Origin of the sequence: Teichococcus oryzae, assembly GCF_008386565.1 — a bacterium.
GTDB lineage: Bacteria > Pseudomonadota > Alphaproteobacteria > Acetobacterales > Acetobacteraceae > Pseudoroseomonas > Pseudoroseomonas oryzae.
On sequence record NZ_VUKA01000001.1, the window covers coordinates 301,301 to 327,128 of the forward strand.

General features: G+C 71.0%; 24 protein-coding genes. 9 read left to right on the forward strand and 15 right to left on the reverse strand.

Going from position 1 to position 25,828, the window contains the following annotated elements; all coding sequences use genetic code 11:
• Positions 1–120: 120 nt before the first annotated feature.
• Entirely contained in the window at positions 121–1,488 is a 1,368-nt protein-coding gene (locus F0Q34_RS01360) for an ammonium transporter (protein WP_149811190.1), read from the reverse strand.
• Between the two features lie 41 nt (positions 1,489–1,529).
• Positions 1,530–1,868: a P-II family nitrogen regulator gene (locus tag F0Q34_RS01365; protein ID WP_149810346.1), complete on the reverse strand. Its 339-nt coding sequence runs from the start codon at positions 1,866–1,868 to the stop codon at positions 1,530–1,532.
• 182 nt (positions 1,869–2,050) lie between these two features.
• On the opposite strand from F0Q34_RS01365, the gene F0Q34_RS01370 reads away from it, so the two are divergent.
• Positions 2,051–3,331: a UbiH/UbiF/VisC/COQ6 family ubiquinone biosynthesis hydroxylase gene (locus tag F0Q34_RS01370; RefSeq protein ID WP_149810347.1), complete on the forward strand. Its 1,281-nt coding sequence runs from the start codon at positions 2,051–2,053 to the stop codon at positions 3,329–3,331.
• A 34-nt stretch (positions 3,332–3,365) separates the two neighbouring features.
• On the opposite strand, the gene F0Q34_RS01375 is transcribed toward F0Q34_RS01370, so the two are convergent.
• Positions 3,366–4,235: a hypothetical protein gene (locus tag F0Q34_RS01375; RefSeq protein WP_149810348.1), complete on the reverse strand. Its 870-nt coding sequence runs from the start codon at positions 4,233–4,235 to the stop codon at positions 3,366–3,368.
• Positions 4,232–5,764: a hypothetical protein gene (locus tag F0Q34_RS01380; protein ID WP_149810349.1), complete on the reverse strand. Its 1,533-nt coding sequence runs from the start codon at positions 5,762–5,764 to the stop codon at positions 4,232–4,234. Before F0Q34_RS01380 ends, F0Q34_RS01375 begins: the two co-directional genes overlap by 4 nt.
• A 236-nt stretch (positions 5,765–6,000) precedes the next feature.
• Here F0Q34_RS01380 and F0Q34_RS01385 point away from each other — a divergent pair, with 236 nt between their 5' ends.
• From F0Q34_RS01385 to F0Q34_RS01400, 4 genes are all read left to right on the forward strand, one after another.
• On the forward strand, positions 6,001–6,963 hold the full coding sequence (locus F0Q34_RS01385) for a Bug family tripartite tricarboxylate transporter substrate binding protein (RefSeq protein WP_149810350.1): 963 nt from the start codon (positions 6,001–6,003) through the stop codon (positions 6,961–6,963).
• 23 nt (positions 6,964–6,986) lie between these two features.
• Complete coding sequence (locus F0Q34_RS01390) at positions 6,987–7,475, forward strand: tripartite tricarboxylate transporter TctB family protein (RefSeq protein WP_149810351.1); 489 nt, start codon at positions 6,987–6,989, stop codon at positions 7,473–7,475.
• A 3-nt stretch (positions 7,476–7,478) separates the two neighbouring features.
• Positions 7,479–8,993 carry a tripartite tricarboxylate transporter permease gene (locus F0Q34_RS01395; RefSeq protein WP_149810352.1) on the forward strand — a complete coding sequence of 505 codons (1,515 nt, stop codon included), beginning with the start codon at positions 7,479–7,481 and terminating at the stop codon, positions 8,991–8,993.
• Between the two features lie 266 nt (positions 8,994–9,259).
• A protein-coding gene (locus F0Q34_RS01400) for an IS630 family transposase (protein ID WP_149810353.1) occupies positions 9,260–10,320 on the forward strand; the annotation gives its coding sequence in 2 pieces (ribosomal slippage) (positions 9,260–9,752 and positions 9,752–10,320; 1,062 coding nt in all).
• Here the strand turns inward: F0Q34_RS01400 and F0Q34_RS01405 are convergent.
• From F0Q34_RS01405 to F0Q34_RS01430, 6 genes are all read right to left on the reverse strand, one after another.
• Positions 10,321–11,328 carry a substrate-binding domain-containing protein gene (locus F0Q34_RS01405; RefSeq protein ID WP_149810354.1) on the reverse strand — a complete coding sequence of 336 codons (1,008 nt, stop codon included), beginning with the start codon at positions 11,326–11,328 and terminating at the stop codon, positions 10,321–10,323. It lies immediately after the preceding gene.
• 4 nt (positions 11,329–11,332) lie between these two features.
• Positions 11,333–13,471 (reverse strand): molybdopterin cofactor-binding domain-containing protein, encoded by a 2,139-nt coding sequence (locus F0Q34_RS01410; protein ID WP_241665251.1) that lies wholly within the window; start codon positions 13,469–13,471, stop codon positions 11,333–11,335.
• On the reverse strand, positions 13,468–13,944 hold the full coding sequence (locus F0Q34_RS22455) for a (2Fe-2S)-binding protein (RefSeq protein ID WP_149810355.1): 477 nt from the start codon (positions 13,942–13,944) through the stop codon (positions 13,468–13,470). The genes F0Q34_RS01410 and F0Q34_RS22455 overlap by 4 nt, the downstream gene beginning before the upstream one ends.
• A gap of 1 nt (position 13,945) precedes the next feature.
• Complete coding sequence (locus F0Q34_RS01420; RefSeq protein ID WP_149810356.1) at positions 13,946–14,923, reverse strand: tripartite tricarboxylate transporter substrate binding protein; 978 nt, start codon at positions 14,921–14,923, stop codon at positions 13,946–13,948.
• Between the two features lie 17 nt (positions 14,924–14,940).
• Entirely contained in the window at positions 14,941–15,921 is a 981-nt protein-coding gene (locus F0Q34_RS01425; RefSeq protein WP_241665252.1) for a tripartite tricarboxylate transporter substrate binding protein, read from the reverse strand.
• 134 nt (positions 15,922–16,055) lie between these two features.
• Positions 16,056–16,952 carry a fumarylacetoacetate hydrolase family protein gene (locus F0Q34_RS01430; protein WP_149810357.1) on the reverse strand — a complete coding sequence of 299 codons (897 nt, stop codon included), beginning with the start codon at positions 16,950–16,952 and terminating at the stop codon, positions 16,056–16,058.
• A gap of 60 nt (positions 16,953–17,012) precedes the next feature.
• Between F0Q34_RS01430 and F0Q34_RS01435 the strand changes: the two genes are divergently transcribed.
• Together F0Q34_RS01435 and F0Q34_RS01440 are read left to right on the forward strand one after the other, a co-directional pair.
• Positions 17,013–17,714 (forward strand): FadR/GntR family transcriptional regulator, encoded by a 702-nt coding sequence (locus tag F0Q34_RS01435; protein WP_241665253.1) that lies wholly within the window; start codon positions 17,013–17,015, stop codon positions 17,712–17,714.
• Between the two features lie 32 nt (positions 17,715–17,746).
• Complete coding sequence (locus F0Q34_RS01440; RefSeq protein ID WP_241665254.1) at positions 17,747–18,058, forward strand: hypothetical protein; 312 nt, start codon at positions 17,747–17,749, stop codon at positions 18,056–18,058.
• Here F0Q34_RS01440 and F0Q34_RS01445 read toward each other — a convergent pair.
• The 3 genes from F0Q34_RS01445 to F0Q34_RS01455 form a co-directional block, all read right to left on the reverse strand.
• Complete coding sequence (locus F0Q34_RS01445) at positions 18,055–19,224, reverse strand: PQQ-dependent sugar dehydrogenase (RefSeq protein ID WP_241665255.1); 1,170 nt, start codon at positions 19,222–19,224, stop codon at positions 18,055–18,057. The genes F0Q34_RS01440 and F0Q34_RS01445 overlap by 4 nt on opposite strands.
• A 34-nt stretch (positions 19,225–19,258) precedes the next feature.
• The gene (gene trxA / locus F0Q34_RS01450) at positions 19,259–19,591 is read right to left on the reverse strand and encodes a thioredoxin TrxA (RefSeq protein ID WP_149810360.1); all 333 of its coding nucleotides are present in this window, start codon (positions 19,589–19,591) and stop codon (positions 19,259–19,261) included.
• 98 nt (positions 19,592–19,689) lie between these two features.
• Positions 19,690–21,777, reverse strand: a complete 2,088-nt coding sequence (locus tag F0Q34_RS01455) for a YjbH domain-containing protein (RefSeq protein ID WP_241665256.1) — start codon at positions 21,775–21,777, stop codon at positions 19,690–19,692.
• A gap of 154 nt (positions 21,778–21,931) precedes the next feature.
• Here F0Q34_RS01455 and F0Q34_RS01460 point away from each other — a divergent pair, with 154 nt between their 5' ends.
• Positions 21,932–22,588 (forward strand): DUF1028 domain-containing protein, encoded by a 657-nt coding sequence (locus tag F0Q34_RS01460; RefSeq protein ID WP_149810361.1) that lies wholly within the window; start codon positions 21,932–21,934, stop codon positions 22,586–22,588.
• A gap of 41 nt (positions 22,589–22,629) precedes the next feature.
• Here the strand turns inward: F0Q34_RS01460 and F0Q34_RS01465 are convergent, their stop codons facing one another.
• Both F0Q34_RS01465 and F0Q34_RS01470 read right to left on the reverse strand, forming a co-directional pair.
• Positions 22,630–23,643: an asparaginase gene (locus tag F0Q34_RS01465; RefSeq protein WP_149810362.1), complete on the reverse strand. Its 1,014-nt coding sequence runs from the start codon at positions 23,641–23,643 to the stop codon at positions 22,630–22,632.
• A gap of 148 nt (positions 23,644–23,791) precedes the next feature.
• On the reverse strand, positions 23,792–25,213 hold the full coding sequence (locus tag F0Q34_RS01470) for an MATE family efflux transporter (RefSeq protein ID WP_174241962.1): 1,422 nt from the start codon (positions 25,211–25,213) through the stop codon (positions 23,792–23,794).
• A gap of 304 nt (positions 25,214–25,517) precedes the next feature.
• Here F0Q34_RS01470 and F0Q34_RS01475 point away from each other — a divergent pair, with 304 nt between their 5' ends.
• Positions 25,518–25,724, forward strand: coding sequence for a cold-shock protein (locus tag F0Q34_RS01475; protein WP_149810363.1), 207 nt, complete (start codon positions 25,518–25,520; stop codon positions 25,722–25,724).
• Positions 25,725–25,828: the final 104 nt, after the last annotated feature.

Below are 25,828 nucleotides of genomic sequence, written 5' to 3' on the forward strand. Positions count from 1 at the left end.
CTCCGCGTCAGAAGCGTGACAATCCCCGTAACCATGCGCCGTCCCGGCGGTTGCGGTTCCGCACAGAAAGGGCGCCGGGGATCGCCCCGGCGCCCTTTCCTCACCGCCGCGGGAGGCGGCTCAGCCGAGGCGCTCGCCGTGCAGGGAAACGTCGAGGCCCTCGCGCTCCTCTTCCTCGGACACGCGCAGGCCCATCACCAGGTCGATCGCCTTCAGGATGATGAAGGTGCCGATGGCGGTGAACACGAAGGTCGCGGCCACGGCGTAGAGCTGCAGCATGAACTGCGCGAAGGAGCCGGCGATGCCCTCCGGCGCCGCCGGTGTGGCCGAGAGCGGGCCATAGGCGAAGATGCCGGTCAGCAGCGCGCCGACGATGCCGCAGATGCCATGCACGCCGAAGGCGTCCAGGCTGTCGTCATAGCCGCACCAGTGCTTCAGGGCCGTCGCGCCCCAGAAGCCCGACAGGCCGGCGATCAGGCCAATGACCAGGGCCGGGAAGGGCAGCACGAAGCCGGCCGCCGGGGTGATGGCGACAAGGCCCGCCACCGCGCCTGAGATGGCGCCGAGCACGGAAGGCTTGCCCTTGATGACCCATTCGGCGGCCACCCAGGCGAGCACGCCGCCGGCGGCGGCCACCTGCGTCACCAGCATCGCCATGCCGGCGCGGCCGCCCGCGCCGCCGGCCGAGCCGGCATTGAAGCCGAACCAGCCTACCCACAGCATGGCGGCGCCGATCACCGCCAGGGCCAGGTTGAACGGCGCCATGTTCTCCGTGCCGAGGCCGGTGCGCTTGCCGAGCATCACGGCGCCCACCAGGCCCGCGACGCCGGCATTGATGTGCACCACCGTGCCACCCGCGAAGTCCAGCGCGCCGAGGCCGAAGATCCAGCCATTCGGATGCCACACCCAGTGCGCCACCGGGCTGTAGACCAGCAGCGACCAGAGGATGGTGAACACCACGAGCGAGGAGAACTTGATCCGGTCCGCCCAGGCGCCGGTGACCAGGGCGGGGGTGATGATGGCGAAGGTCATCTGGAACATGACGAACACCGTCTCGGGGATGGTGAAGGCCACCGCCGCGTCGCCGCTGCCCAGGGTGAAGGGCGCCGACCAGTTCTCCGCCACGCCCGACAGGAAGACCTTGGACAGGTCGCCGACATAGGCGCCGCCTTCCCCGAAGGCCAGGCTGTAGCCCGCCACCATCCAGATGACGCTGGCCAGCGCCGCGATGAAGAAGGACTGCATCATGGTGGCGAGCACGTTCTTCTTGCGCACCATGCCCGAATAGAACAGCGCCAGCCCGGGAATGGTCATCATCAGCACCAGGGCGGTGCTGGTCAGCATCCAGGCGGTGTCGCCGGTGTCCGGGGCCGCCGCGGCGTCCTGCGCCAGGGCCGGGCCGGCCAACGCAAGCGTGGCCAGGAAGGCGGTCAGGGGGGTGGCGAGCGCCGCGGCAATGCCGCGGGCCCGGGGAGCGATCGCTCGCATCATCCTCATTTCCATTGCTGTCGTGTGGGCGCTGACCGGCATCAAAGCGCCTGGTCGTCGGTTTCGCCGGTGCGGATGCGCAGGGCGCGCTCCACATCCAGCACGAAGATCTTGCCGTCGCCGATCTTGCCGGTGCGGGCGCTGGTGGCGATCGCCTCCGCCACGGCGTCGGCCATGCCGTCCGCCACCACCACCTCGATCTTCAGCTTCGGCAGGAAGGACACGTGGTATTCCGCGCCGCGATAGATCTCGGTCTGGCCCTTCTGCCGGCCAAAGCCCTTCACCTCGGTCACGGTCAGGCCCTGCACGCCGAGCGGGGTGAGCGCTTCCCGCACCTCGTCCAGCTTGAACGGCTTGATAACAGCCATCACCAGTTTCATGCGCTGCGGCCCCTCTGCTTTTCCGCGTGGCTGGCCGCACTGATGCGAGGAGCGTGCCAAAGGCGAGGCCCAGCGGCTGCAAGGCCGGATCGAGCGAAGGCTGCACAAAATTTGTGCGGTTGCGCCCGTGTTGGCGGCCGCATGGCCTTCCGGGCAGGCGCATCCGGCGGCATGATGGGCGCATGCACCCCGCCTCCCAGCCTGTTCCCCCTTTCTCCCATCATGACGTGGCGGTTTGCGTCATCGGCGCCGGGCCGGTGGGCGCGGCGCTCGCCACCACCCTGGCCGCCGCCGGCGTGCGCACGGCGGTGGTGGACAGCGCGCCGCTGCCGCCCATGGAACTGCCCGAATTCGACGGCCGGGCCTATGCCATCGCGCTCACCAGCCGCAACCTGCTGGAAGCCGCCGGGGTCTGGGCGAAGCTGCCCTGGGCGCCGGGGCCGATCACCCGCATCCGCTGCATCGATGGTGAGGTGGGCGAGGCGCCGAGCCGCATGGCGCTGCATTTCGACGCCGCCGAAACGGGCGAAGGACCGTTCGGCTGGATGGTGGAGGCGCGGGCGCTGCGCATGGCGCTGAATGCCCGGATGGGGGAACTGGCCCACCTTTCCGTGCATGCCCCGGCGCGGGCCGAGGTGACGCGCCGCGCCGACGGCGCCGAGATCCGCCTTTCCACCGGCGCCGTGATCCGGGCGGGGCTGGTGGTCGGTGCCGAGGGCCGCCGCTCCCCCCTGCGGCAGCAGGCCGGCATCGGCACCGCGACGCTGGACTACCACCAGATGGGGCTGGTGGGGGCGGTGGCGCATGAACACCCGCATGATGGGCTGGCTCTGGAAATGTTCCTGCCCCATGGCCCCTTCGCGCAGCTGCCCCTGGCGCCGACGCCGGAGCACCCCAACGCCTCGGCCATCGTCTGGTCGGAAAAGCGCGCCATCGCCGAGCGCATGCTGAAGCTGCCGGATGCCGAATACGGGCGCGAGATCCAGCGCCGCATGGGCGACCATCTGGGCCGCGTCACCCCGATCGGCCGCCGCTGGTCCTATCCGCTGACCGCCATGCACGCCATGCGCTACACCGCCGAGCGGCTGGCCCTGGCCGGGGATGCCGCGCATGGCATCCATCCGATCGCCGGGCAGGGCCTCAATCTTGGCTTCCGCGACGTGGCGGCCCTGGCCGAGCTGGTGATCGCGGCGGCGGAGCGGGGCGAGGACCCGGGATCACCCGGCCTGCTGGCGCGCTACCAGGCGGCGCGGCGGCCGGATGCCCTGCTGATGCTGGGCGCCACCCATGCGCTGGAGCGGCTGTTCGGCAACCGCCTGCCGCCCCTGCGGCTGGCGCGCCGCCTGGGCCTCGGCATGGTGGAGCGGATGCCGCGGCTCAAGACCTTTTTCGCCCGCCGCGCCATGGGCTTCGGCCCGGTGACGGGATCGCTGATGCTGGGCCAGGGGCGCGCGCCCGGCTGAGGCCGCGATCGCTCGCCTCACGGGGCAGCGGGCCTCAGGGGCCGAGCAGCAGCCCGCCGACCAGGCCGCGCAGCAGCGCCACGGCGTCTTGCGCGCCTTCCAGGGACACGGGCGTTCCGGCCGCCGCGCCGCCGCCGGCGGAAAGCGTTCCGCGGTCTTGCGCCAGCTCCGCGGCGGAAAGCCGGTGGTCGCCATCGTAATCGAGGCTGTCCATCAGCAGGCGGGCCGTGACGACCCCCACCACAAGCCCGCCGCCACCGGCCATCAGCAGGCGCTCCGGCGTGGCGTCCTCGGCGGCGGCCAGGATCCAGGCCATGCCCCGCAGCAGCCGCGCCAGCTCCGCCACCGACAGCAGCCGGTCGGCCGACACGTCGCCCGCCGCCAGCAGGGCATCGACGCAGGCGGGGACGCCGCCGGCGGGCGGGGCGCAGCCCGCTTCCAGCGTTTCCAGCGTGCCCAGCATGGCGATGCCCTCCCCATGTCGAAAGGCGAAGGCGGGCGGCGGCGCGGGGCAGCGCCGCCAATCCGCCAAGGGGGTGTTCCCTGGCAGGCGGTCATCGCGCAGCTTGCCGTCGGGCTCCGCGGTTTGCAGCGCCTGCGCCTCACCGCGCAGCATCAGCCGCGGTGCCTCGGGGCCGCCGCCCGTACCCACCAGCCATTCCCCTTGCGGCTGCACCGAGATGAAGCGGACCAGCCGCGCCGGCCCGCCTTCCGGCAGCCGCGCCGCGGCGCGCGCGGTGAGCTGCAGCATCGCATCCGGCGCCGCGCATTCGCCGCTGAACCAGGCGCCGCGCAGGGCGGGCGGCACCGCGCCCGGCGATTGCGCCCGCGCCGCCAGGGGCGGCAGCATCGCGCACAGGCAGGCCAGCAGGGGAAGCAGGGCCGCCGCGACGCCGCGCCTCATGGCCTGGCCGCCCCGCCCGGCGCAGCCACCTCGGGCAGCGAAACCTCGGTGCCGGAGCACAGGTCAAATTCGGGGCGGACCACTTCCTGCCCGTCGCGGAACACCGCGCGCAGCCGGGCAATGCAGCCGACGCCGAGGGGCGGCTGGAAATCCAGCGTTTCCCCTCGCCCGAGCACCGTGTTGCCCAGGCGGTCCGGCCCCTTCTGCGCCTGCGGCTGCGCATCGGCGGGATCGACATACAACTCCACCAGCGGCGTGGCGCCGGCATTGCGCAGCCGCACGCTGCCTTCACGCGGCGGGCCGCGATCCGCCACCCCGGCACCCTGGTCCAGGCGTTCCGCCAGGGTCCAGCCGGGGCGCAGCACGATCAGGCTGTTGTCGCAGACATTCACGCCGCGCCGCTCCTCGGCGCCGCCATTGGCGAACAGGATGCGCAGGTCCAGCTCGCAATCGCTGCGCAGGGTGATGTCGGCGCGGGTGCCGCGCTCCAGCGGGCCGTCGGGCAGGCGGTCCTCGCCCCAGTCGCTGTTGCTGATGCCCGATGCGAAGACCTGCTGCACCGTGGCGGCGTGGCGGTTCACCAGGGCGAAGGACCGTTCCGGCGGGCGCGGCACGCCGCTGCCGTCGAACAGGATGCGCGATGTCGCGCACAGATCGGCCGCCCGCTTCTCCTCGGCGCTTTCATCATCGTAGATGGCGCGAAGGTCGACGCGGCAGTCGCGGCTGCGCAGCCGCAGGCGGAAGCTGTCGCCGGGCTCCAGCGTGACGTTGCCCAGGCGGTCATTGCCCCAGTCCTCGCCATTGGGCTGCGCGGTGGCCGCCCGCTCCACGCTGCCGGCCGAGGCGGCATACAGGTTCCGGATGCCGCGATTGGCGCCGTTGGCGATCTCGGCCTCGCGCCAGGGAATGGCGGGGTCGCCGAAGGCGATGCGGGTGCGGCGGCACAGATCCACGCGGCGGCGTTCCTCCGTGGTGTCGTCCTCGAAAACGACGGTGATGTCGAACAGGCAGGAACGCGTGCGGCCGAGGCGCAGCTCGAAGCTGGCCTCCGCCTCCACCGTTTCGCTGCCCAGGCGGTCGGCGCCGCGGCCGGGCGCGCCGGCCGGCGCGGCGTAAAGCTCGCGGATGGCGATGTCGGTGTCGTTCACCACCACGGCCATGCGCATGGGTGCGGTGGGGTCGCCCAGCGTCACGCGCGGATTGCGGCAGGTGTCGAGGCCCTGCCGTTCCTCCACGCTGCCATCAGCCAGCACGGCGCGAAGATCGTAAAGGCACAGGCGGCTGCGGCCGAGCGACAGGCGGAGCGTCGCCCCCGTGGGCAGGGTTTCCTCGTCCAGGCGGTCACGCCCCGGCTCGACGCTGCCGGCCGGCGTCACATACAGTTCCCTCAGCCCGAGGCCCAGTTCATTGGCGACCAGCAGCTCGCGCTCCGCCGGAGGGGCGGGACGGGATTGCTGCGCCGGGCCGGGGGTGGCCGCCTGGAGGCCGGGTGTGCCTGCACCGGCCCAGGGCACCGCAAGCAGCGCCAACACGAGGCCCCAGCATCGCCGCATCCAGAACAAACCCCCTTGCCGCAGGCGCAGAATGGGAGGGGCGGCGGGGCGGTGCAAGCCTGAGCGGGGGCGCCGCGCCATTGTGTTGCGCGGCGCGGCTTTCGGATCACAGCTGCATGACGGCGAACAGGTCAGCGCATTGCGGTTTGCCGTGGTGGCGGCTATCGGCCAACCTCGAATCGTCGCCAGTTCATGGCCGGAGGAACACGAGAATGCTGCGTCGTACCCTTTTCTCCGCTGCGGCGGCGGGTGCCCTGCTGCCGCTTTGCGCCGCCCGCGCGGCCGAGCAGCACTACGCCACCATGAACGTGTTCATCCCGGCCGGCCCCGGTGGCGGCTGGGATGGCCTTGGCCGCGCCATGGAGCAGGTGGCGCGCCAGGCCGGAATGGTCGGCTCCTTCCAGTTCGAGAATGTCGGCGGCGCCGGCGGCACCGTCGGGCTGCCGCGCTTCGTGGCGCAGCGCCGCGGGCGGGAGGGCGCCATCATGGTGGCGGGCGCCATCATGGTCGGCTCGGTGCTGGCCAACAAATCCCCGGTGGGCATCAAGGACGTGACGCCGATCGCGCGCATGACCAGCGAGCCCGGCATCATCGTCGTGCCCGCCAACAGCGACATCCAGGACCTGAAGGGCTTCATCGACGCGCTGAAAAACAATCCCGGCGGCACCTCGGTGGCCGGCGGCAGCGCCGGCGGCATGGACCACATCCTGCTGGGGCTGCTGTTGAAGTCGGTCGGGCGCTCGGCCAAGGACGCATCCTACGTCGCCTTCGCCGGCGGCGGGCCGGCCCAGGCGGCGATCCTCGGCGCCCAGGTGAAGGCCGGCATCTCCGGCTATTCGGAGTTCGCGGAGCAGATCAAGGCGGGCCGGATGCGGGCGCTGGCGACCTCCGGCGAAACGCGCTCGGTGGAGAACGTGCCGACGCTGAAGGAAAGCGGCATCGACATCGTGCTGGGCAATTGGCGCGGCGTGTTCGGCCCGCCCGGCCTCAACGCCGCGGCGCGCGACAAGCTGGTGAAGTTCGTCACCGAGCTGCACGCGCTGCCCGCCTGGAAGGAATTGCTGCAACGCCAGGGATGGGACGACGCCTTCCTGTCCGGCGATGCCTTCGACGCCTTCCTCAAGCAGGACGAGGCGGCGACGCGGCAGGTGCTGACCGAAGTCGGCCTGATCTGAATACCGGAATAAGGAAACAAGGGATGGATCGGCCGAAGCCCGGAGCCGGGCCGGATCTCGTGGTCGCGATCTTCGTGCTGCTGCTTGGAATGCTGTGCCTGTGGCAGGCGATGGTGATCCCGGTGACGCCGCTTTACGCACAGGTCGGGCCGAAATTCATGCCCTATGTGGTGGGCGGGCTGGTGGTCGCGGTGGGCATCGGCCTGGTCCTGTCCGCGTTGCGCGGCGGCTGGTCGCACGGCATCGAGGAGGTGGAGCACCTGCCGCCGACCAATTGGCGGGCGCTCGGGCTGCTGGGCGCGGGGCTGATCGCCAACCTGGTGCTGATCGGCAGCCTGGGCTTTGTTTTCGCGGCCACGGCGCAGTTCGTGCTGGTGGCGGCCGCCTTTGGCAGCCGCCATCCGCTGCGCGACCTGGGCATCGGCATCGCCGTGTCGCTCGGCGCGTTCCTGGCCTTCGACAAGCTGCTGGGCGTCAATATCGGCGCCGGCATCCTGGAAGGGGTTCTCTGACCAATGGATGTCTGGTCCGGCCTCGCGCTCGGCTTCGGCAATGCGCTGACCATCACCAATCTCGGCTGGGCGCTGCTTGGCTGCTTCCTTGGCACCGCCATTGGCGTGCTGCCCGGCATCGGCCCCGCTCTGACCATCGCGCTGCTGCTGCCGATCACCTTCCAGGTTTCGGCCACCGGCGCCTTCATCCTGTTCTGCGGCGTGTTCTACGGCGCGATGTATGGCGGCTCCACCACCTCGATCCTGCTCAACACGCCGGGTGAATCGGGCTCCATCATCACCGCGCTGGAAGGCGCCAAGATGGCCAAGAACGGCCGCGCCGGGCCGGCGCTGGTCACGGCCGCGATCGGCTCCTTCGTCGCCGGCACGGTGGGCACGCTGGGCATCTCCTTTATCGGCCCGGTGGTGGTGGAACTGGCGCTGAAGCTCGGCCCGGCCGAATATTTCTCGCTGATGGTGCTGTGCTTCGCGACGGTGTCCGCGGTGCTGGGCGGCTCGGCGCTGCGCGGCCTCGCCTCGCTCGGCCTCGGGCTGTTGATCGGGCTGGTGGGCATCGACCTGCAGACCGGCCAGCCGCGCCTGACCTTTGGCGTGCCGGAACTGCTGGACGGCATCGACGTGGTGCTGGTGGCCGTCGCCCTGTTCGCGGTGGGGGAGACGCTCTACCTCGCTTGGACCCATGTGGGGGGCAAGCAGGAGGTGCGCGAGGTCGGCCGCCTGATGATGTCGAAGCAGGACCTGAAGCGCTCGGTCGGGCCGTGGTGGCGCGGCTCGCTGCTGGGCTTCCCCTTCGGCGTCATGCCCGCCGGCGGCACCGAGATGCCGACCATGCTGAGCTACTACGCCGAGCGCAAGCTGGTGCGGCCGGAGCACCGCCATGAATTCGGCACCACCGGCGCCATCGAGGGCGTGGCCGGGCCAGAGGCGGCCAACAATGCCGCCGCCGCGGGCGTGCTGGTGCCGATGCTGACGCTGGGCCTGCCGACCTCGGCCACCGCGGCAATCATGCTGTCGGCCTTCCAGTCCTATGGCATCCAGCCGGGGCCGCTGTTGTTCACCTCCCAGGCGGATCTGGTGTGGACGCTGATCGCCTCCCTCTACATCGCCAACATCATGCTGGTGGTGCTGAACCTGCCGCTGGTGGGGCTGTGGGCGCGCATCCTGAAGATCCCGCAGCCGCAGCTCTATGCCGGCATCCTGGTGTTCGCCACCATCGGCACCTATGGCATCAGCAACAGCGTGGTGGACCTGCTGCTGCTCTACGGCATCGGCATCATCGCAATGTTCATGCGCCGCTTCGACTTCCCCACCGCGCCGGTGGTGATCGGCATGATCCTGGGGCCGATGGCCGAGCAGGCGATGCGCCAGGCGCTGACCATCAGCCAGGGCGACTGGACCACCTTCATCACCCGCCCCGTCTCGCTGTGCATCCTGCTGATCGCCGTCCTGGCCCTGGCCGGGCCGCGCCTCTGGGGCCTCGTGGTGCGCAACCGGGCGGACACGGCGCCCACCGCCTGAGAACCGGCGCGGCGGCGCACCCCGGAGGGGGATGCCGTCGCGCTCCAGGGCCGCTGCCGCGGAAGCCGTCAGGCTGGAGCATTTTCCGCTCGCACTGGCTTACTTCAAATGCTCCAGATCTTGTTCTGTCGAGCATCTTCACCCGATCAGGTGATCCCGCCCGATCGGGATCTGCTCTAATACCAAGTCTCTGTGAACGAGACTCATCGAGGATTCCCGCCGGGCCGCAGGTCTGATTCAAAGTGGCGAACGGTGTGGAGTTGGCCATGGCGGCCGCGGTGGAACTGCGGGGTGACTTTGATGCTGCGGCGCTGCGCAGATTGGCGCGGCGGAGCAAGGACCCGGGCCAGATCCGGCGCCTGCTGGCTCTGGCCGAGATCTACGAAGGCCGCAGCCGCGGCGAGGCGGCCAGGGTCGGCGGTGTCGGTCTGCAAACCTTGCGCGACTGGGTTTTGCGTTTCAACGCCACGGGCCCTGCTGGGCTGATCGACGCCAAGGCGCCAGGTCAGCCTTCGAAGCTCAACGACGAGCAGCGTCAGCAGCTTCTGCGCAGGGTGGAGACAGGCCCGACACCCGCGATCCACGGTGTGGTCCGCTGGCGCCTGATCGACCTGGCCCAGTGGCTCTTTGAGGAATACGGTCTCTCGATCGCCAAGCAGACCCTCAGCCGGGAGATGCGGGCGCTCCGCCTGCGCAAGATCTCCGCGCGGCCGCAGCACCATGCCCAGGATCCGGAGCAGGTGGAGGCATTTAAAAAAACTTCGCTGCCCGCCTGGCAGAGCTTGCCCAGGCAAGGCCGCCGGACACCCCGGTAGAGATCTGGTTCGCCGACCAGGCCAGGATTGGCCAGAAGAACACCATCAGCCGCCGCTGGGCTCTGCGTGGCAGCCGTCCGCGTGCTCCACGTGACCAGCGGACCCGCTCGGCCTACATCTTCGGCGCGATCTGCCCGCGCGAGGGAAAGGGCGCAGGCCTGGTTCTGCCCTTCTGCAACACCGCGGCCATGGAACTGCACCTGGTGGAGATTGCCCAGGCGATCGCACCGGGCGCCCATGCCGTCCTCATCGTCGATCAGGCCGCCTGGCACACCAGTCCCAAGCTCCCTGTGCCCAGCAACATCACCATCCTGCCCCTGCCGCCCCGCTCACCCGAGTTGAACCCGGTCGAGAACATCTGGCAGTTCATGCGCGACAACTGGCTGGCCAACCGGGTCTTCAAATCCTACGCCGACATCGTCGACCACTGCTGTTTCGCCTGGAACACCCTCATCAGCCAGCCCTGGAAGATCACCTCCATCGGCCTGCGAGAATGGGCTCATGGGTGCTGATCAGAGAGACTTGGTATAAGGCGCCGCGTCCAGCACGCTGGGATGGAACAACGCCTCGGGCGCGATTTCCTGCGCGGCCAGCCCGTCGGCGGCGGCGAAGCGGATCATCGCCGCCACCTCGTCCCGGTTGCGGCGGAAGCCATAGGGCCAGGGATCGCCGCCCATGATCCGGGTCTGGGCCTCCGCTTCGGCGGCGATCCAGGGCAACGAGGCGCGCAGCACATTCACCAGGCTCAGCTCCTCCAGCGCCATGCGGCGGGCGCGGCCGAAGGCGCGGAACAATTCCAGCGGCAGCCAGGGATGCGCCGCCGCCAATTCCTTCCGCAGGGCGATGCAATGCATGATCGGGAAGAAGCCGGTGGCGCGGAAATAGGCTTCCTCCTCCGCCCGGTAATCGGGGTAGAGCCGCTGCACCGGCGCTTCCTGCCGGGTGAAGCAGGAAGGAGGGCGCGGGCTGATCACGGCATCCAGCTCGCCCGCCGCCAGCAGGGCATTCAGCGTTTCGCCGGGGCCGATCGGCTGCACGTCCAGGCCCGGCGGCAGCGTCAGCGCCACGCGCTCGCCGCTGCCCGGCTCCTCCATCCCGCCGGTGCGCCAGGCGATGCCCCGGCTGTCCACGCCGTAATGCTCGCGCAGGATGCCGCGCACCCAGAGGGCGGCCGTTTGCTGGTATTCCGGCAGGCCGATGCGGCGTCCCGCCAGGTCGGCCGCGCCGCGGATGCCGCGATCGGCGCGCACATAGATGGCGGAATGGCGGAAGGCGCGGGAGGGAAAGACCGGAATGCCGATATAGGGCGCGTCGCCGCGCGCCGTGGTGACGATGTGGCTGCCCATGGACAATTCGGTGATGTCAAAGGCGCGGTCGCGCAGGGCGCGGCGGAAGATGTCCTCCGGTTCGCCCGGCAGGGTGGTCAGGCTGACGCCGGGAACCGCCACGCGGCCGTCCAGGATCGGGCGGGTGCGGTCGGAAACGGTGCAGGCAAGCGACAGGCGAAGATTCTCGGGCAAGCGCCTACTCCATGGCTTCGGCGAGGGTGTCGGGCGTGAAGGGCAGGCGGCGCGGGCGGATGCCGAGCGCCGCATGGATGCCGCCGGCGATGGCGGCGATGGTGGGGCCGAGCGAGGCCTCGCCGGCGCCGAGCGGCTTTTCCTCGGGGCGCGGCAGCAGGCGCAGCTCCACCGCCGGCACCTCGGAGAAGCGCAGCACCGGATAAGCCTCCCAGCTGTCGCTGGTGACGGCGCGGCGGTCGAACCGCACCGCTTCCTTCAGCGCGATGGAGGTGGCCTGGATGGCGCCGCCCTCCAGCTGGTTGGCGGCGCCGTCGGGATTGATGACCTCGCCCAGATCGGCGGCGATCCACAGGCGGCGGCAACGCACCACGTCCTGGGCTTCCACCTCGGCCGCCACGGCGCACCAGGCGCCGCTGTTCTTGTAGCGCGCCACGGCGATGCCGGTGCCGACACCATCCTCCGCCGCCCGGCGCGGCCAGCCACACATCGCCGCCGCCTCGCGCAGCACGGCCCGCGCCCGCGCATCATCCGGCAGGTGGCGCAGGCGGAATTCGACGGGGTCCTGGCCGCCCAGCGCCGCCAGCTCGTCCATCACCGATTCGATGGCCCAGACATTCAGCAGCGCGCCGAGACCGCGCAGGGCGGAACTGCGGATCGGCATGTCCTGAAGGCGGTGCATGGTGACGCGCAGGGCGGGGATGCTGTAGCCCGGCACCGCGTTGCGTTGCCCGCCGCCGCCGCCGGCCAGCGGCGCGTCAATGGCGACCGGCAGGCGGAAGGGCGGATCGAGATGCGCTGCCGCCAGCAGCGTCGGGTCCTTGGCGCGGCCAGGGCGCGAGGAATGACCGTTGCCGCGCAGTTCGGCATTCCAGTGGCAAAGCTGGCCACTGCCATCGATCCCCGCCTCGATCCGGATCAGCCCGGCGGGGGAAAGCGGGCCCCAGCCCAGCTCCTCGGCGCGGCTCCACAGGGCGCGCACATGGCGGCCCGGATGGGCACGCGCGGCCAGGGCGGCATCCAGCGCCACGTCGTCGGCGCCGTTATGGCCGTAGCAGCCGGGGCCCTCGACATGCCGCAGCAGAACACGCTCCGGCGGCAGGCCCAGCGTCACGGCAAGGTCCGCGCGCAGGTTGTAGAGGCCCTGGCTGTGCGTCCAGACCTCCAGCAGCCCCTCCCGCCACAGCGCCACGGCGCAGCAGGTGCCGATCGAGGCATGCGCCAGGAAGGGGCGGGTGAAGCAGGCCGACAGGCTGTGGGCCGGTGGAAGGGCGGGGCCGATCCGCTCGGCGACCACGCTTGGCTCGGCCGGCGTGCCGTCCAGCCAGGCGGAAAGGTCGTTCTCCTCCGGCAGGCTGTCCTCGGCCTTCCAGCGGGCGCGGCGCGCCAGCCGTGCGGCGGCGGCCTCGGCGGCCCATTCCTCCACGGCGATAACGGCCAGGAAACTGCCGTCGCGCAGCATGTCCGCGCCGGCGGGCAACGCGCCATCCGCCACATCCAGCAGCGTCGCCCGGCGCGCGGGCGGGCGCACGGCGCGGGCATGCAGCATGCCCGGCCAGCGCCAGTCATGCAGAAAGCGCGGCCGGCCGAACAGCTTGTCCGGCAGGTCGAGGCGCGGCGCGGAATGCCCGGCCACCTGCCGTGACGAGGCGGGGCGGGGCGCCACGTCGCCGCGCGCCTCCACCTCCAGCAACGCCGCCTCGGCCTGTGTCCAGTAGGAGCCGATCACGGCGCCATCGGGGCCCAGGAAGCTGCCGTCCCGCAGCGTCACCTGTTCGGGGCGCAGCCCGCCGCGCGCCGCCGCGGCGGCAAGATGGATGGCCCGCGCCTCGGCGCAGGCATGGCGGATGGCGGTGCCGCTTTCCTGCACCGACAGGCTGCCGGAGGTGACGCCCTCATTCGGGCTGTTGGGGGTCGAGGCCGGCATGACGCGCACCCGGTCGAGCGCGACCTCCAACTCCTCGGCGGCGATCTGCGCCAGCGCGGTCAGGATGCCCTGGCCGATCTCCACCTTGCCCGGCGTCACGGTGACATGGCCCTCGGCCGAGAAGCTCAGCCAGCGGGACAGGCGCGGCTCGACGCTGAGGCTGCCGGGCAGGGCGGGGGCGTTGCCGTGCGCCCCGGCATTGAAGGCGAGGTTCATGGCCGCATCGCCCGCGCCGCGCGCAGCACGGCGCGCAGCATCCGGTTCTGCGCGCCGCAGCGGCAAAGATGCGGCTCCAGCGCCGCCCGCACCGCCGCCTCGTCCGGATCGGGATCGCGGCGCAGCAGGGCGGCGGCGCTGACCAGGATGCCGGAGAGGCACCAGCCGCACTGCCCCGCCTGCTCGGCCAGGAAGGCCTCCTGCAAGGGGTGCGGCGCTTCCGGGCTGCCCAGCCCTTCCACCGTTTCCACGGCGCGGCCGCGCGCCGCCTCCACCGGCAGGGTGCAGGACGGCCGCGGCTCGCCATCCAGGGCGACCATGCAGCAGCCGCAGGCCTCGGCGCCGCAGCCGAAGCGGGGGCCGCTCAGCTCCAGTGGCCCGCGCAGGGCCTGCAGCAGCGTCATGCCCTCCGGCGCCTCCAGCGCGACCGGAAGGCCGTTCAGCGTGAAGGCCACGGACAGGGCGGTTGTCATCCTAGTTCACCTCGATCCGCGCCATCTGCACGTAGCGGCGCTGGGTTTCGATGTCCTGCCGCAGGAAGGCATCAAAGGCGGCGGGCGACATCGGCATGGGCTGCGCGCCCTGCTTCGCCATGCTGTCGCGGGTTTCCGCACGGCCGAGCCAGGCATTCGCCGTGCCGTTCAGCTTCTCCACCACCGCGGCGGGGGTCCGCGCCGGCACCATCAGTCCGAGCCAGATGGAGGCCTCGTAGCCGGCGAGGCCCGCCTCGGCGACGGTGGGCAGATCCGGCATCAGCGGGTCGCGCCGCGGGCCGGTGGTGGCCAGCGCCCGGGCGCGGCCGCCGGCGACATGCGGCTGCATGGTGGGAATGGCGTCAAACATCATCGGCACGGTGCCGGAGATCAGCGCCGTGCGCGCCTCTCCGGAAGAGCGGAAGGGCACGTGCTGGATCTCGATGCCGGCCATGGCCCGGAACACCTCGCCGGCGATGTGATAGGGCGTGCCGGGGCCGGAGGAGGCGTAGTTGATGCTGCCGGGCGCTGCCTTCGCGGCCGCGACCAGCTCGGCCACGCTGCTCACCCCCAGGGAGGGATGCACAGCCAGCACATGGTGGGCGATGTTCACCGAAGCGGCGGCGGCGAGGTCGCGCATCAGCACATAAGGCCGGTTCGGCAGCAGCGTCTCGTTCGCCGTGTGGGTGTTGGACATCATCAGCAGCGTGTAGCCATCGGGCGTCGCCTTCGCCGCGGCCTCGGTGCCGATGGAGGCGCCGGCGCCGGGCCGGTTCTCCACCACGAAGGGCTGGCCCAGCTCGCGCGAAAAGGCTTCCGCCAGGTTGCGCGCGGCGAGGTCGGCCGAGCCACCGGCGCCGAAGGGCACGATGATGCGCACCGCCCGAGAAGGCCAGGCGCCTTCCTGCGCCAGGGCGGGGAGGGGGAGGGCGGCGGCGGTCAGCAGGCCGAGGCCGCGCCGGGTGATGACCGAGGTCATGGGCTGCATCCTTTTCGCTACTCGACCCTGCCGATCCGCTGCACGGCGCGCACCAGGCGCGCCGTGTCCTCGCGGAAGAAGTCCCGGAACGCTTCCCCATCCTGGTAGGCGAGGGGACTGCCGGCGGCATCGAGCGCGCGCTTCAGCGCCTCGTCGCCCTCGCAGGCCTGGCGCAGCGCCTGGCGCCAGCGCTCCTGCACCGGGGCCGGCGTCGCCACCGGCAGGAACACGCCGGACCAGATGTAGAACTCGACCTCCGGATGGCCGCGCTCGATGAAGGTGGGCACCTCCTCGAAGCCGGGGATGCGCTCGCGCCCCCAGCAGGCGAGGGCGCGCAGCCGCCCTTCCCGCACATGCGGCAGGGCGGGGCCGGGGCCGGAAGCCAGCGAATCCAGCGTGCCGGCCAGCAGCGCCGTCAACGCCGGCCCGCCGCCCTGGAACGGCACATGCAGCAGGTCGATCCCGGCCGAGCCGGTGAGCATGGCCATGGCCACATGCAGCGTCGAATAGTTGCCAGCAGAGCCATAGGTGATGGCGCCGGGCCGCTGCTTCGCCGCCGCGATGAAATCCTCCAGCGTGCGCCAGGGCGACGCCGCCGGCACCAGCAGCACCGTGGGATCGGCGGTGATGCGGGCAACGGGAACGAGCTGGTCCAGCGTGTAGGCCGGGCTGCGGCCCATGATGCGCTCGCTTTCCGGCAGCACGCCGAGCGAGGACAGCGCCATCAGCGCCGTGTAGCCATCCGGCGCCGCCCGCGCGACGCTGGCGCTGCCGAGGATGCCGCCGGCGCCCGGGCGGTTCACCACCGGCACGGGCTGGCGGAACACCCGCTCCAGCGCCGCCGCGGTGGGGCGGGCGGTGACATCCGCCTGCCCGCCCGGCGGAAAGGCGACGATCATCTGGACGGGACGGCTGGGCCAGGCCTCCTGGGCCCGGGCCGCGAGCGGCATGCATCCCGCGGCGCCCAGGGCCGCGATCAGCCTTCGACGAGGCAGCAAGTGTTCTCCTCCCGCGGGCGGTCATCCGCCCGGCTTTCCTGGACCTGCCGGATATCGGGGCGCGATCTGTCGCCGCGCCTCCGTTCCGCTCCCCTTGTGGATCGGCGCCGCGCCCGTCGGGGCCGGCGCCGGGATCAGTCGGTGCCCATCCGGCGCAGCGTGTTGCGGATGCGGCCGATGCCCTCGATGGCGCATTCCACCACGTCGCCATCGCGCAGGAAGCGCGGCGGCTTGAAGCCGATGCCGACGCCTTCCGGCGTGCCGGTCGCGATCACGTCGCCCGGCAACAGCGCCATGCTGCGCGAGATCGTCTCGATCAGCGTCGGGATGTCGAAGATCAGGTCGGCGGTCACGGCATCCTGGCGCTTCTCGCCATTCACCGTGCAGGTGACGCGCATGGCGTGCGCATCCAGCTCATCGGCGGTGACGATCCAGGGACCCATGGGGCAGAAGCCGTCAATGCCCTTGCCCAGCAGCCATTGCTTATGGGTGCCTTGCAAATCCCGCGCGGTGACGTCGTTGACCACGGTGTAGCCGAAGACATGCGCCATCGCCTCGGCCTTCGGGATGTTGCGGCCGCCGCGGCCGATCACCACCGCCAGCTCCGCTTCGTAATCCACGCCTTCATCGATCCCGGGCCAGAGCGGGATGTCGTCCCACGGGCCTGACACCGAGGTGAAGGGCTTGCTGAAGATGATCGGCGCCTTGGGGATGGCGTCGGCGGCACTGGTCGAGGAGGAATCATAGCCGCTGCCGGCGAATTCCCGGGCATGGGCGTAATAATTCTTGCCGACGCAGAAGATGTTGCGCGGCGGGTTGGGCAGGGGCGCCAGCAGCATGGCGGGGTCCAGCGCCTCGCCCTCGCCGGAGGGCTCGGGCAGGGTGGCGCCGCCGGCCAGCGCGCCGATCAGCGATGCCATGTCTTGCGGCAGGTCCGGCGCCAGCGTGGCCACCGGCCAGAAGCGGCGCCCTTCCGCATCCACCCGTGCCAGCCGGGGCGTGCCGCTCTGCTTGACCATCGCCAGCTTCATCTCGGACTCCTATACCAATATGCTCTTGCGCTGAACCAATTAGCCATTATGGTTCACGGAATGGTTGATCCGGTCAAGATGCATCCTGGTCTTTCCAGGGCAAAAGAGGAGGGCGTGGGCGCGGCGGGGCTGCAGGCGGCGCTGGAACAGGCCCTGCGGGCAGGCCAGTGGATGCCGGGCGAGAAGCTGCCCACGGAACGGGCGCTGGGGCTGCGATACGGCGTTGCCCGCAACACGGTGCGCCGCGCCCTGGATGCGCTGGAACAACAGGGGCTGATCCACCGGCATGTGGGGCGCGGCACCTTCCGCAGCGCGCCGCCGGCGGCATCGGCGGAGCAGGAGGCGCTCAGCCCCTCGGACGTGGTGGAATGCCGGCTGATCCTGGAGCCGGACATGATCTCCCTGGCGGTGGCGCGCGCCACCCAGGCCGATCTCGCCCGCATGGATGAATGCCTGCGCGGCACCGACGACGCCCCCGATTTGCCCGCCTTCGAGCATTGGGACGCGGCGCTGCACGACGCCTTCGCCCAGGCCACCCACAACAACGCCGTGATCGCCATGAGCCGCTCCCTGGCGCGGGTGCGGGAACGCACGGATTGGGGAAGGCTGAAGGCGCGCGGCAACACCGCCGGGCACCGGGCGACGTTGCAGGAGCAGCACCACGCCATGGTGGAGGCGGTGCGGCAGCGGGACCGTGATGCCGCGCGCCGGGTCATGCGGGCGCATATCCTGTTCGTGCAGGCCTACATGTTCGGCGAATGAGGCGAGGGCAGGCTGTGCCGGCGGAGCATCCCGTGACCCCGGACGGGCGCTATTTCGTGGTGCGCGGCCGGCTCTGGCGCCGCGCCAACCCGGCGCTGGACGAGGCCACCCGCGCCCGGCTGACCCGTGAGCTGATGGCGGCCCGCCGCGCCAAGCAGCAGGCGATGCGGCAAGGCGATGAAGCGGCGCGGGGAGCGGCGCGGCAACGGGTGGATGCGGCGAAGCACGCGCTGGGGGAAAGGGGCCCGGTCTGGTGGAATGACGGCGCCCCCGACCTCAACCGCCGCATGGCCCGCAACACGCCCTATGCCGAATGGTTCAGCGGGCTGGGCCTGTCGGACTAACCTTCCGTGGGCTCCAGCCGCAGCACGCGGCCGCGGCTTTCATCGGTCAGCAGGTACAACAGGCCATCCGGGCCAGGCACCACATGGCGGATGCGGGTCTGGCCCCAGAGCAGCCGCTCCTCCCCGGTGATGCGATCCCCTTCGACGGAAAGGCGCAACAGGCCGGCGCTGCTCAGCGTGCCGAGGAACAGGCTGTTCTTCCAGCCGGGAAAGGCATCGCCGGCATAGAAGGCGGCGCCGGAAGGACTGATGGAGGGCACCCAATGGCGCAGCGGGTCCTGCATGCCGGGCCGGGAAGGGGCCTCGTGGATCCGCGCGCCGCTATAGGCGACGCCATGGCCGGCCACGGGCCAGCCGAAATTGGCGCCGGGGCGGACCAGATTGACCTCGTCCCCGCCACGCGGGCCCATCTCGACCTCCCACAAGGTGCCGGTGGCCGGGTTGAGCGCCAATCCTTGCGGCGACCGGAGGCCGAGGGCGAGGATCTCGGGCCGGGCGCCGGGCAGGGCGGGGTTGCCCTCCGCCGGGCGGCCATCCCGTTCCAGCCGAAGCAGCTTGCCGGCGAGGTCGGAGCCATCCTGCGCCCGCTCCGGGTTGCGCTGCCGGTCGCCGGTGGTCAGGTAAAGCTTTCCGTCGCGGCCAAAGGCAATGCGGCAGCCATAATGGCCGTTGCCGGTTTGCGCCGGCGCGGCGTCCAGCAGGGTTTGCACGGTTTCCAGCGACCGCGCATCGGCGGCCAGCCGCGCCCGCACCAGCCGGGTCAGGTTGCCGCCGCGCGTCGCGGCAGCGTGGCAAAGATAAAGTTCACGCGTTTCGGCGAAATCCGGCGCCAGCCGGATGTCGAGCAGCCCGCCCTGTCCGGCCGCCGCCACCGCGGGCACGCCAGCCAGGGGCGGCGAAACATCGCCATCGCGCCCCAGCAGCCGCAGCCGCCCCGGCCGTTCGGTTACCAGCAGGCGGCCATCCGGCAGAAAGGCGGCGCCCCAGGGATGCTCCAGCCCGGCGGCGAAGGTGGCGACGCGGAAACTGGCGGCCTCGCTGCGCACCACCGCGCCCGGACTTCCCGGGCCTTGCGCCCCGCCTCCCTGCGCGCAGGCGGCGGTGGCGCCGGCCATGGTCAGGGCCAGCGCGAGCGCCGGGAAGCGGAACGGACGCGAAAGGAACAAAGGAGGCCTTCCCTGCGGTGATGGCGCCGGAGGATTACTTCGCCAGCGCGCCGGCGATCCAGTCCTTCAGGGCGCTCTTGGGCAGGGCGCCGACCTTGGTGTCCACCGGCTTGCCGTCCTTGAACAAGATCATGGTGGGAATGCCGCGCACCGCGTATTCGTTCGGCGTCATCGGGTTCTCGTCGATGTTCACCTTGGCCACGGTCAACTGGCCGGCATAATCCTTGGCGATCTCGTCGAGGATCGGGCCCACCATGCGGCAAGGGCCGCACCATTCGGCCCAGAAATCCACCAGAACCGGGCCGGAAGCGCCCAGCACATCCTGCTTGAAGCTGTCGTCGCTGACGGCCTTGGTGTTTTCGCTCATCTGCTTTTTCCTCAGCGCGCCCGGTGAAAGGCGCCTTTTGTGTCGCAGTTGAAAGTCGGGTGCCGGGGGCCTCCGGTCAAGAACCGGCAGCCATGCGCTTATCGCGCGAAGCCGCCGATGCCCCGGCGCAGCGCGTCCTGGCGGCCGTCGCGCGTCACCTCCCAGAGCGGGTTGTCCACCGACAGGCGCTGGCCGCCATCGCGCTGCACCGGGCGGATCACGGCGCTGCCGAGCCCGGCATCCTGCCGCCCGAACAGCGCCAGCGGGATGCGGACATACAGCCCCTTGTCGAAGGAGCCCTCGCCGAACTGCGCCGCCGACACATTGGTGAAGGTCGCGAAGCCGCCGATCTCGATGCCCGAGTCGAAGCGCCGGCCCAGTTCAAAGGTCGCGCCCCAGTCTCCCGCCAGGTAGCGGCCGGCGCGGACGATGCCGAACAGGTTCCACACCGGCAGGTCGGCATAAAGCGAGGCATGGCCGGTGGCGACGCTGTAGCCCTGGAAGCCAAGCTTCTGGTTGAAATCCCGCTGCGCCACCCAGTTCAGGTCCAGGCCAAGGGCAAAGGGGCGGTCATGCGGCCGCCACAGCAGCTCGGCGGAGATGCCGCCGAACATGGGTTCCAGATACCCGGCCGAGGCGCGGGCGAAAACATCCGGCGCCAGGTTCCAGATCCGCTCGCCGTACAGCGTCGCCAGCGCCGTGCCGCCTTCCCGCGCATATTCGGCGTAGTCGCTGCGCACATGCGGCAACAGGCTGTCCGAGGGAAGGCCGCCCGACAGATTGCCGAACAAGGCCTGCTGCACGCCGCCGGCCAGGGCAAAGCCATGGCCAAGGCCGATACGGGCCCCGGCCCCCAGCGCCGCCTGCCAGCGCAGGGTGCGCGACGGGTCCCCGAGCGCCAGGCCGAGGCGCGGCCCCACCTCCCAGTCCCAGAAGGGGCCGGGCGCCCGCAGCGTGCCGGGCGCGATTTCGCCGGTTGGGGGCAGCAGGCGGCTGGCCAGCCAGGCTTCCTCGGGGCTGGCCATGCCGGCGGCTAGTGCCTCCAGCGTCAGGCGCGGCACTTCCAGCACGGCGATCTCAACTCCGGCCCGCCACCAGCGCAGCCGTAGCATCTCCAGATCCGGCGGCAACACGGGCTGCATCGCCCGCAAGGCCCGGGAAGCGATCTGCGGCAACGTCCGGAAGGCGCCGCCGGACAGCGCGACCTCCGCCACGCCACCGTCCTGCCGGAAGGCGAGGCCGCGGAAGCCGGCCGCGGCCAGGGCATCGAAGGCCGCCCGCGCAACCATTGCCTCATCACCCCTGGCCTGGCGCGGGCGGGAAGCGAGGGGAGGCGGGGCGGGGAGGGAAAATGCAGGCGGATCGGCCGGGTCCATGCGGAACGAGATGCGAGCCAGCAGGTCGGTGCCATGCACGAAATGCAGGCCCGCATCCGCCCAGCCATTGCTCCATTGCAGGCCGAGATTGACGCGGGAAGCCGCCTCGCCCCGCAGATCGCCGCGCCAGGCCGGATAGCCCCCGCGCTCGTCCCGCAGCGCGTCGCCGGACCATTCGGCCTTGGCGCGCAAGCCCTCCACCGCGCCCCAGGGCATGTTGATGGAGGGGATGCTCCATTCCAGGCCGGCGAAGGGCGCCATCTCCTCCCCGCGGAAGAAGCCGGTCTGCACCGTGCCGCCGCGCCCCACATCGCGCGGCCTGTAGCGCAAGGTGTCGGAGGCCATGGCGAGGGGGCTGTTCCATTCCGCCCCGGTGCCGAGGCGCCCCCAGCCAAGCCCGGCCGAAACATCCAGCCCCCACCACCGCTTGGAGGCGACGATGTATTCCCCGGCATAAAGCCCGGTGCCGATGAAGTCCTGCAGGCCGATGGCGATGGCGGGATTGTATTCGCCTTCCTCCAGCAGCCGCAGCTTCAGGTCGAAGGCGCGGTCGGTGGTCATGTCCTGGCCGCTGGTGGCGTCCAGGCGCTCGGTCAGGCGGAAGGTGGTTTCCAGAAAGGGCAAGGCCTGGAAGTTCAGGAACCAGAAGCGGCGCTGGTGGCGCAGGGCGGTGCCGGCTTCCAGCGTCCCGTCGGGCCGGAAGCGCGCATTGCGCATCTCGATCAGCCCGACGCCACCGAAATCGCCACCGGTGACGGGCAGTTCTTCCGCCCGCGCGCCGGCGAGGCCTGCCAGAAGCAGCAAGGCCACCAGACGCGCGAGGCGAGGGCATTTGCCGGCTTTTCCGGCGGAGATACTCACAATTTCGTGAGTCTAACGAATGGCGATAATTGGTGCCAGAGTTTTGCGCGCTGACTGCTCCGGCGATGGACAAGCGGCGCCGCCTTGCCTCCAATGCCGCGCCATGACCTTTTCCCTGCTCGGCCGCTGCATCCGCACCGGCCATTTCGGCGCCGTCGCCACCACCTCCGGCCTCAGCATCGGGGCGCGGGTGCCGTTTCTCCAGGCCGGGACCGGCGGCGTGCTGACCCAGCACCGCACCGATCCGCGCCTTGGCCCGCGCGGCGTCGAGCTGTTGCGCAGCGGCTGCTCCGCCGCGGAAACCATCGCCGCGCTGGCCGCCAGCACGCCGGATATCGGCTGGCGGCAATTGGCGGCGATCGATGCCGCCGGGCGCACCGCCTTCTTCCATGGCGCGCGGGTGAAGCCGGCGCACAACCACGCCCAGGGCGCCGATTGCGTCGCCATCGGCAACATCCTGGCCAGCGATCAGGTGCCGCAGCGCATGGTGGAGGCATTCGTGGCGGAGCCCGAGGCGCCGCTGGGCGACCGGCTGATCGCCGCGCTGCGTGCCGGCGAGGCGGCGGGCGGCGAGGGCCGCCCGCTGGTTTCCGCCGCGCTGCTGATCGTGGGAACCGAAAGCTTCCCTTACGCCGATCTGCGGGTGGACCGCGACGCCGATCCGATTGAGACGCTGGCCTCGCTTTGGGCCGAATACGCGCCGCAGGCCGATGACTACGTCCTGCGCGCCGTGGACCCGATGCGCTTCAGCCCGGTCTAGGGCCGGGCTTGCGGGACGGTCTGGCCGTCCCGCTGCCGCGCTCAGTAGGTGGCGAAGATCCGTTCGATCTCGGCAGGGTCTGCTGTCACGGTCAAGGCGAGGGCCAGCAGGATGCGCGCCTTTTGTGGCGTCAGGTTGTCGGCCGAAAGGATGCCCTGTTGGCGCATCCTGCTGCCGGCCACCACCCGGCCGCTGCCGACACGGGTGGATTGCACCACCACCACGCCCTGCTTCACCGCCTCGGCCAGGGCATCCTGCTCCACCGGGGTCGGGCCGCCCGGGGCGAAGCCGGCGCTGACGATGCCGCGCGCGCCGGCCGCCACAAAGGCGCGGATCGCCGTTTCGTCGGCGTCGGCATGGGAATAGCAGATGTCGACACGCGGCAGGGCGTCGAGCGCGCGGATGTCGAACTCGGTGTTTGGCGCCACCCGGCGCAGCGGCTTGCGGTAATAGGCGATGCGATCCGCGTCGGCATGGCCCAGCACGCCGAAATCCGGGGTGCGGAAGGTTTGCAGCCGCCAGGTGGAGGTCTTGGACACTTCCCGCGCCGCCTGGATCTCGTCATTCAGCAGCACCAGCACGCCGAGACCGCGCGACTCGGGGCAGGCGGCGACGCGCACCGCGTTCAACAGGTTCATGCCCATGTCGGTGGACAGGCCCGAAGCGGGGCGCTGCGCGCCCACCATCACCACCGGCACCGCGATCTTCAGGCCGAGGGACAGGGCATAGGCGGTTTCCTCCAGCGTCGCCGTGCCATGGCCGATGACGATGCCGGCGAGGCCGGGGATCTCGGCCAGCGCCTTGTCGCATTCGCGGGCCAGGGCCTGCCAATCGCGGAAGCCGATGCGCGTCGAGATCACCGCGCTGCAGGGACGGGGCACCACATCGGCGACCAGCGCCAGCTCGGGCACGCGCGCCACGATGGCGTCGGCTTCCATCACCCGGCCATGACGGCCGTAATCCTGGATGTCGAGCCCGTTCTCCCCCAGGGAGGCCATGGTCCCGCCGCTGCCGATAAAGGCAACGCGTGGCTTGGAGGAGGCGGTATCGGGCATGGCGCTCTCGGCTTCTGCGGCGGGAAGCCAAAGCTGTAGAACCGAAGCGGCACCCTGGCCAAGGGCACCGGTTCCCTCCGGCGCGGCGATGATGGGCGCCTAGAGCAGATCCCGATCGGGCGGGATCGCCTGATCGGGTGAAAATGCTTTAGCCGGGCTGCGCCGTCAGACGCCGCAGCGCCGGGCCCTCGCGCCCGGCGAGTTGCGCCCAGCGCAGCGTCATCAGCACCGCCACGATGGCCAGCCCGCTGGCCAGCCCGATCCAGACGCCGAGCGGCCCCCAGCCCGCGGGAAAGCCAAGGCCGAGCCCGATCGGCAGGCCCAGCCCCCAATAGCCCAGAGCCGCGAACAGCAGCGGCAGGCGGGTGTCCTTCAACCCGCGCAGCGCGCCGGCGGCGACCGCCTGCACCCCGTCGGACAGCTGGAACACCCCGGCCACCATCAGCAATGTGGCGGCCAGCGCGCGGGTGTCGGTCAGCTCCGGCGCCAGGAACAGGGCGGCCACCTGATCGGCCAGCAGCAGCAGGGCTGTGGCCGTCAGCGCCATGAAGCCGCCGCTCAGCACGATGGCGACCCAGCCGGCCCGCCATGCGCCGATGGCGTCGCCCGCCCCGGCGGCCAGGCCGACCCGCGCCGTCGCCGCCTGGCCGATACCCATCGGCACCATGAAGCAGGCGCTGGCCACCTGCAGCGCCACGGCATGCGCCGCCACGGCCGAAGGGCTGATCCAGCCCATTACCAGGGCGGTGGCGCTGAAGATGCCGATCTCCAGCAGCATGGAGCCGGCGATGGGCAGGCCAACCGCCACCATTTCCCCGATGCGGCGCCAATCGGCGCGCCAGAAGCGGCCCATCAGCCGGAAGCGGGACAATTTCCGGTCCAGCATGATCCAGCCGGCCAGCGCCACCAGCATGGAGCCATTGGCGATGGCGCTGCTGATGCCGGCGCCCATCACGCCGAGCGAGGGGATGCCGAAGCCGCCAGCCACCAGCAGGTACAGCAGGGCGGCGTTCAGCCCGATGGCGAGGCCCGATACCCAGAGGGCGGGCACCGGCCGCTCCAGCGCCGCCAGGAAGCCGCGCAGCACGGCGAAGCCATAGAAGAAGGGCATGCCCCAGAGCAGGGCCCGGTTGTAGCGCTGCGCCTCCGCCGCCAGGGCCGGGTCCTGCCCGGCCGCCACCAGGATGGCGCCGGTGTTCCACAGCAGCGCGCCGAGCAGGGCGAAAAGCGGGATGCCCAGCCAGGCGGCGGCGCGCACGGTGCGGCGCATCTCCCGCATGTGGTGGCGCACCCGCCCGCGTTCCTGCGCCAGCATGGCGGAGGCGGCGAAGGCCGCGCCAAAGGCCGGGGCCAGGGCGATGAAGTAGAGATTGCCGCCCAGCGTCGCCGCCGCCAGCGGCAATTCGCCGATCCGCCCCAGAACCAGCGTGTCGGTCAGCACCAGCGCGATCTGCGACAGGTTGGTGATGGCCAGCGGCCAGGCCAGCATCAGGGTGGCGCGCAGCTCGCGCGTCCATCCTCCCGCATGGCGGCGCGGCGTCGCGCGCGTCCGATTGGTGTGCGTTTGCATGATTGGCGCCGCTTTAGCGCGGATGAGCGGAAAAATCGCGCAGCCTTGCCATGCCGGCCAGGGTCCCGGCCACGGTCAAGGTGGCTTCGTCGGCCCGGGACGCTGAATCGCGATCGGATGTCCTTTACGGTTGTGATATCCGGCCAGCATCCCTAGATGTAGTCCGTCGACTGGTTTTGGTTTCGGCTTGCCTTCATCGTACCGGCTCTTGTGGCAGGTGCGGCGTGCCTGGTGCCCGGTCCCATCGAAGGTTGATCCGCTCCGCATGTCGCGGTGCGGAATTACATCTTAACGGAGCACCGCGATGCCGACTGGTACCGTGAAGTGGTTCAACCCGACCAAGGGTTTTGGTTTCATTCAGCCGGAAGACGGCTCCAAGGACGTGTTCGTGCACATCACCGATGTGCAGCGCGCCGGCCTTCAGGGGCTGAACGAGGGCGAGCGCGTGGAGTTCGAGCTGCAAAAGGGCCGCGAGGGCAAGATCTCCGCCGGCAACCTGAAGCAGATCTGATTCTGCCTGTCCGGGGGCCTGGCCCCCGGACATCTTTTGGGTCCATTGACAGCGCCACGCTGCCCGGCTGTTCTCCCTCAGGGTGGAAGCAGAGGGCCGAGGCA

Coding starts and splice junctions, on each gene's coding strand:
- F0Q34_RS01360 (WP_149811190.1), bottom strand. CDS start 1,488: ATGCGAGCGATCGCTCCCCGGGCCCGCGGCATTGCCGCGGCGCTCGCC.
- F0Q34_RS01365 (WP_149810346.1), bottom strand. CDS start 1,868: ATGAAACTGGTGATGGCTGTTATCAAGCCGTTCAAGCTGGACGAGGTG.
- F0Q34_RS01370 (WP_149810347.1), top strand. CDS start 2,051: ATGCACCCCGCCTCCCAGCCTGTTCCCCCTTTCTCCCATCATGACGTG.
- F0Q34_RS01375 (WP_149810348.1), bottom strand. CDS start 4,235: ATGAGGCGCGGCGTCGCGGCGGCCCTGCTTCCCCTGCTGGCCTGCCTG.
- F0Q34_RS01385 (WP_149810350.1), top strand. CDS start 6,001: ATGCTGCGTCGTACCCTTTTCTCCGCTGCGGCGGCGGGTGCCCTGCTG.
- F0Q34_RS01390 (WP_149810351.1), top strand. CDS start 6,987: ATGGATCGGCCGAAGCCCGGAGCCGGGCCGGATCTCGTGGTCGCGATC.
- F0Q34_RS01395 (WP_149810352.1), top strand. CDS start 7,479: ATGGATGTCTGGTCCGGCCTCGCGCTCGGCTTCGGCAATGCGCTGACC.
- F0Q34_RS01410 (WP_241665251.1), bottom strand. CDS start 13,471: ATGAACCTCGCCTTCAATGCCGGGGCGCACGGCAACGCCCCCGCCCTG.
- F0Q34_RS22455 (WP_149810355.1), bottom strand. CDS start 13,944: ATGACAACCGCCCTGTCCGTGGCCTTCACGCTGAACGGCCTTCCGGTC.
- F0Q34_RS01420 (WP_149810356.1), bottom strand. CDS start 14,923: ATGACCTCGGTCATCACCCGGCGCGGCCTCGGCCTGCTGACCGCCGCC.
- F0Q34_RS01430 (WP_149810357.1), bottom strand. CDS start 16,952: ATGAAGCTGGCGATGGTCAAGCAGAGCGGCACGCCCCGGCTGGCACGG.
- F0Q34_RS01435 (WP_241665253.1), top strand. CDS start 17,013: ATGGTTGATCCGGTCAAGATGCATCCTGGTCTTTCCAGGGCAAAAGAG.
- trxA (WP_149810360.1), bottom strand. CDS start 19,591: ATGAGCGAAAACACCAAGGCCGTCAGCGACGACAGCTTCAAGCAGGAT.
- F0Q34_RS01460 (WP_149810361.1), top strand. CDS start 21,932: ATGACCTTTTCCCTGCTCGGCCGCTGCATCCGCACCGGCCATTTCGGC.
- F0Q34_RS01465 (WP_149810362.1), bottom strand. CDS start 23,643: ATGCCCGATACCGCCTCCTCCAAGCCACGCGTTGCCTTTATCGGCAGC.
- F0Q34_RS01470 (WP_174241962.1), bottom strand. CDS start 25,213: ATGCAAACGCACACCAATCGGACGCGCGCGACGCCGCGCCGCCATGCG.
- F0Q34_RS01475 (WP_149810363.1), top strand. CDS start 25,518: ATGCCGACTGGTACCGTGAAGTGGTTCAACCCGACCAAGGGTTTTGGT.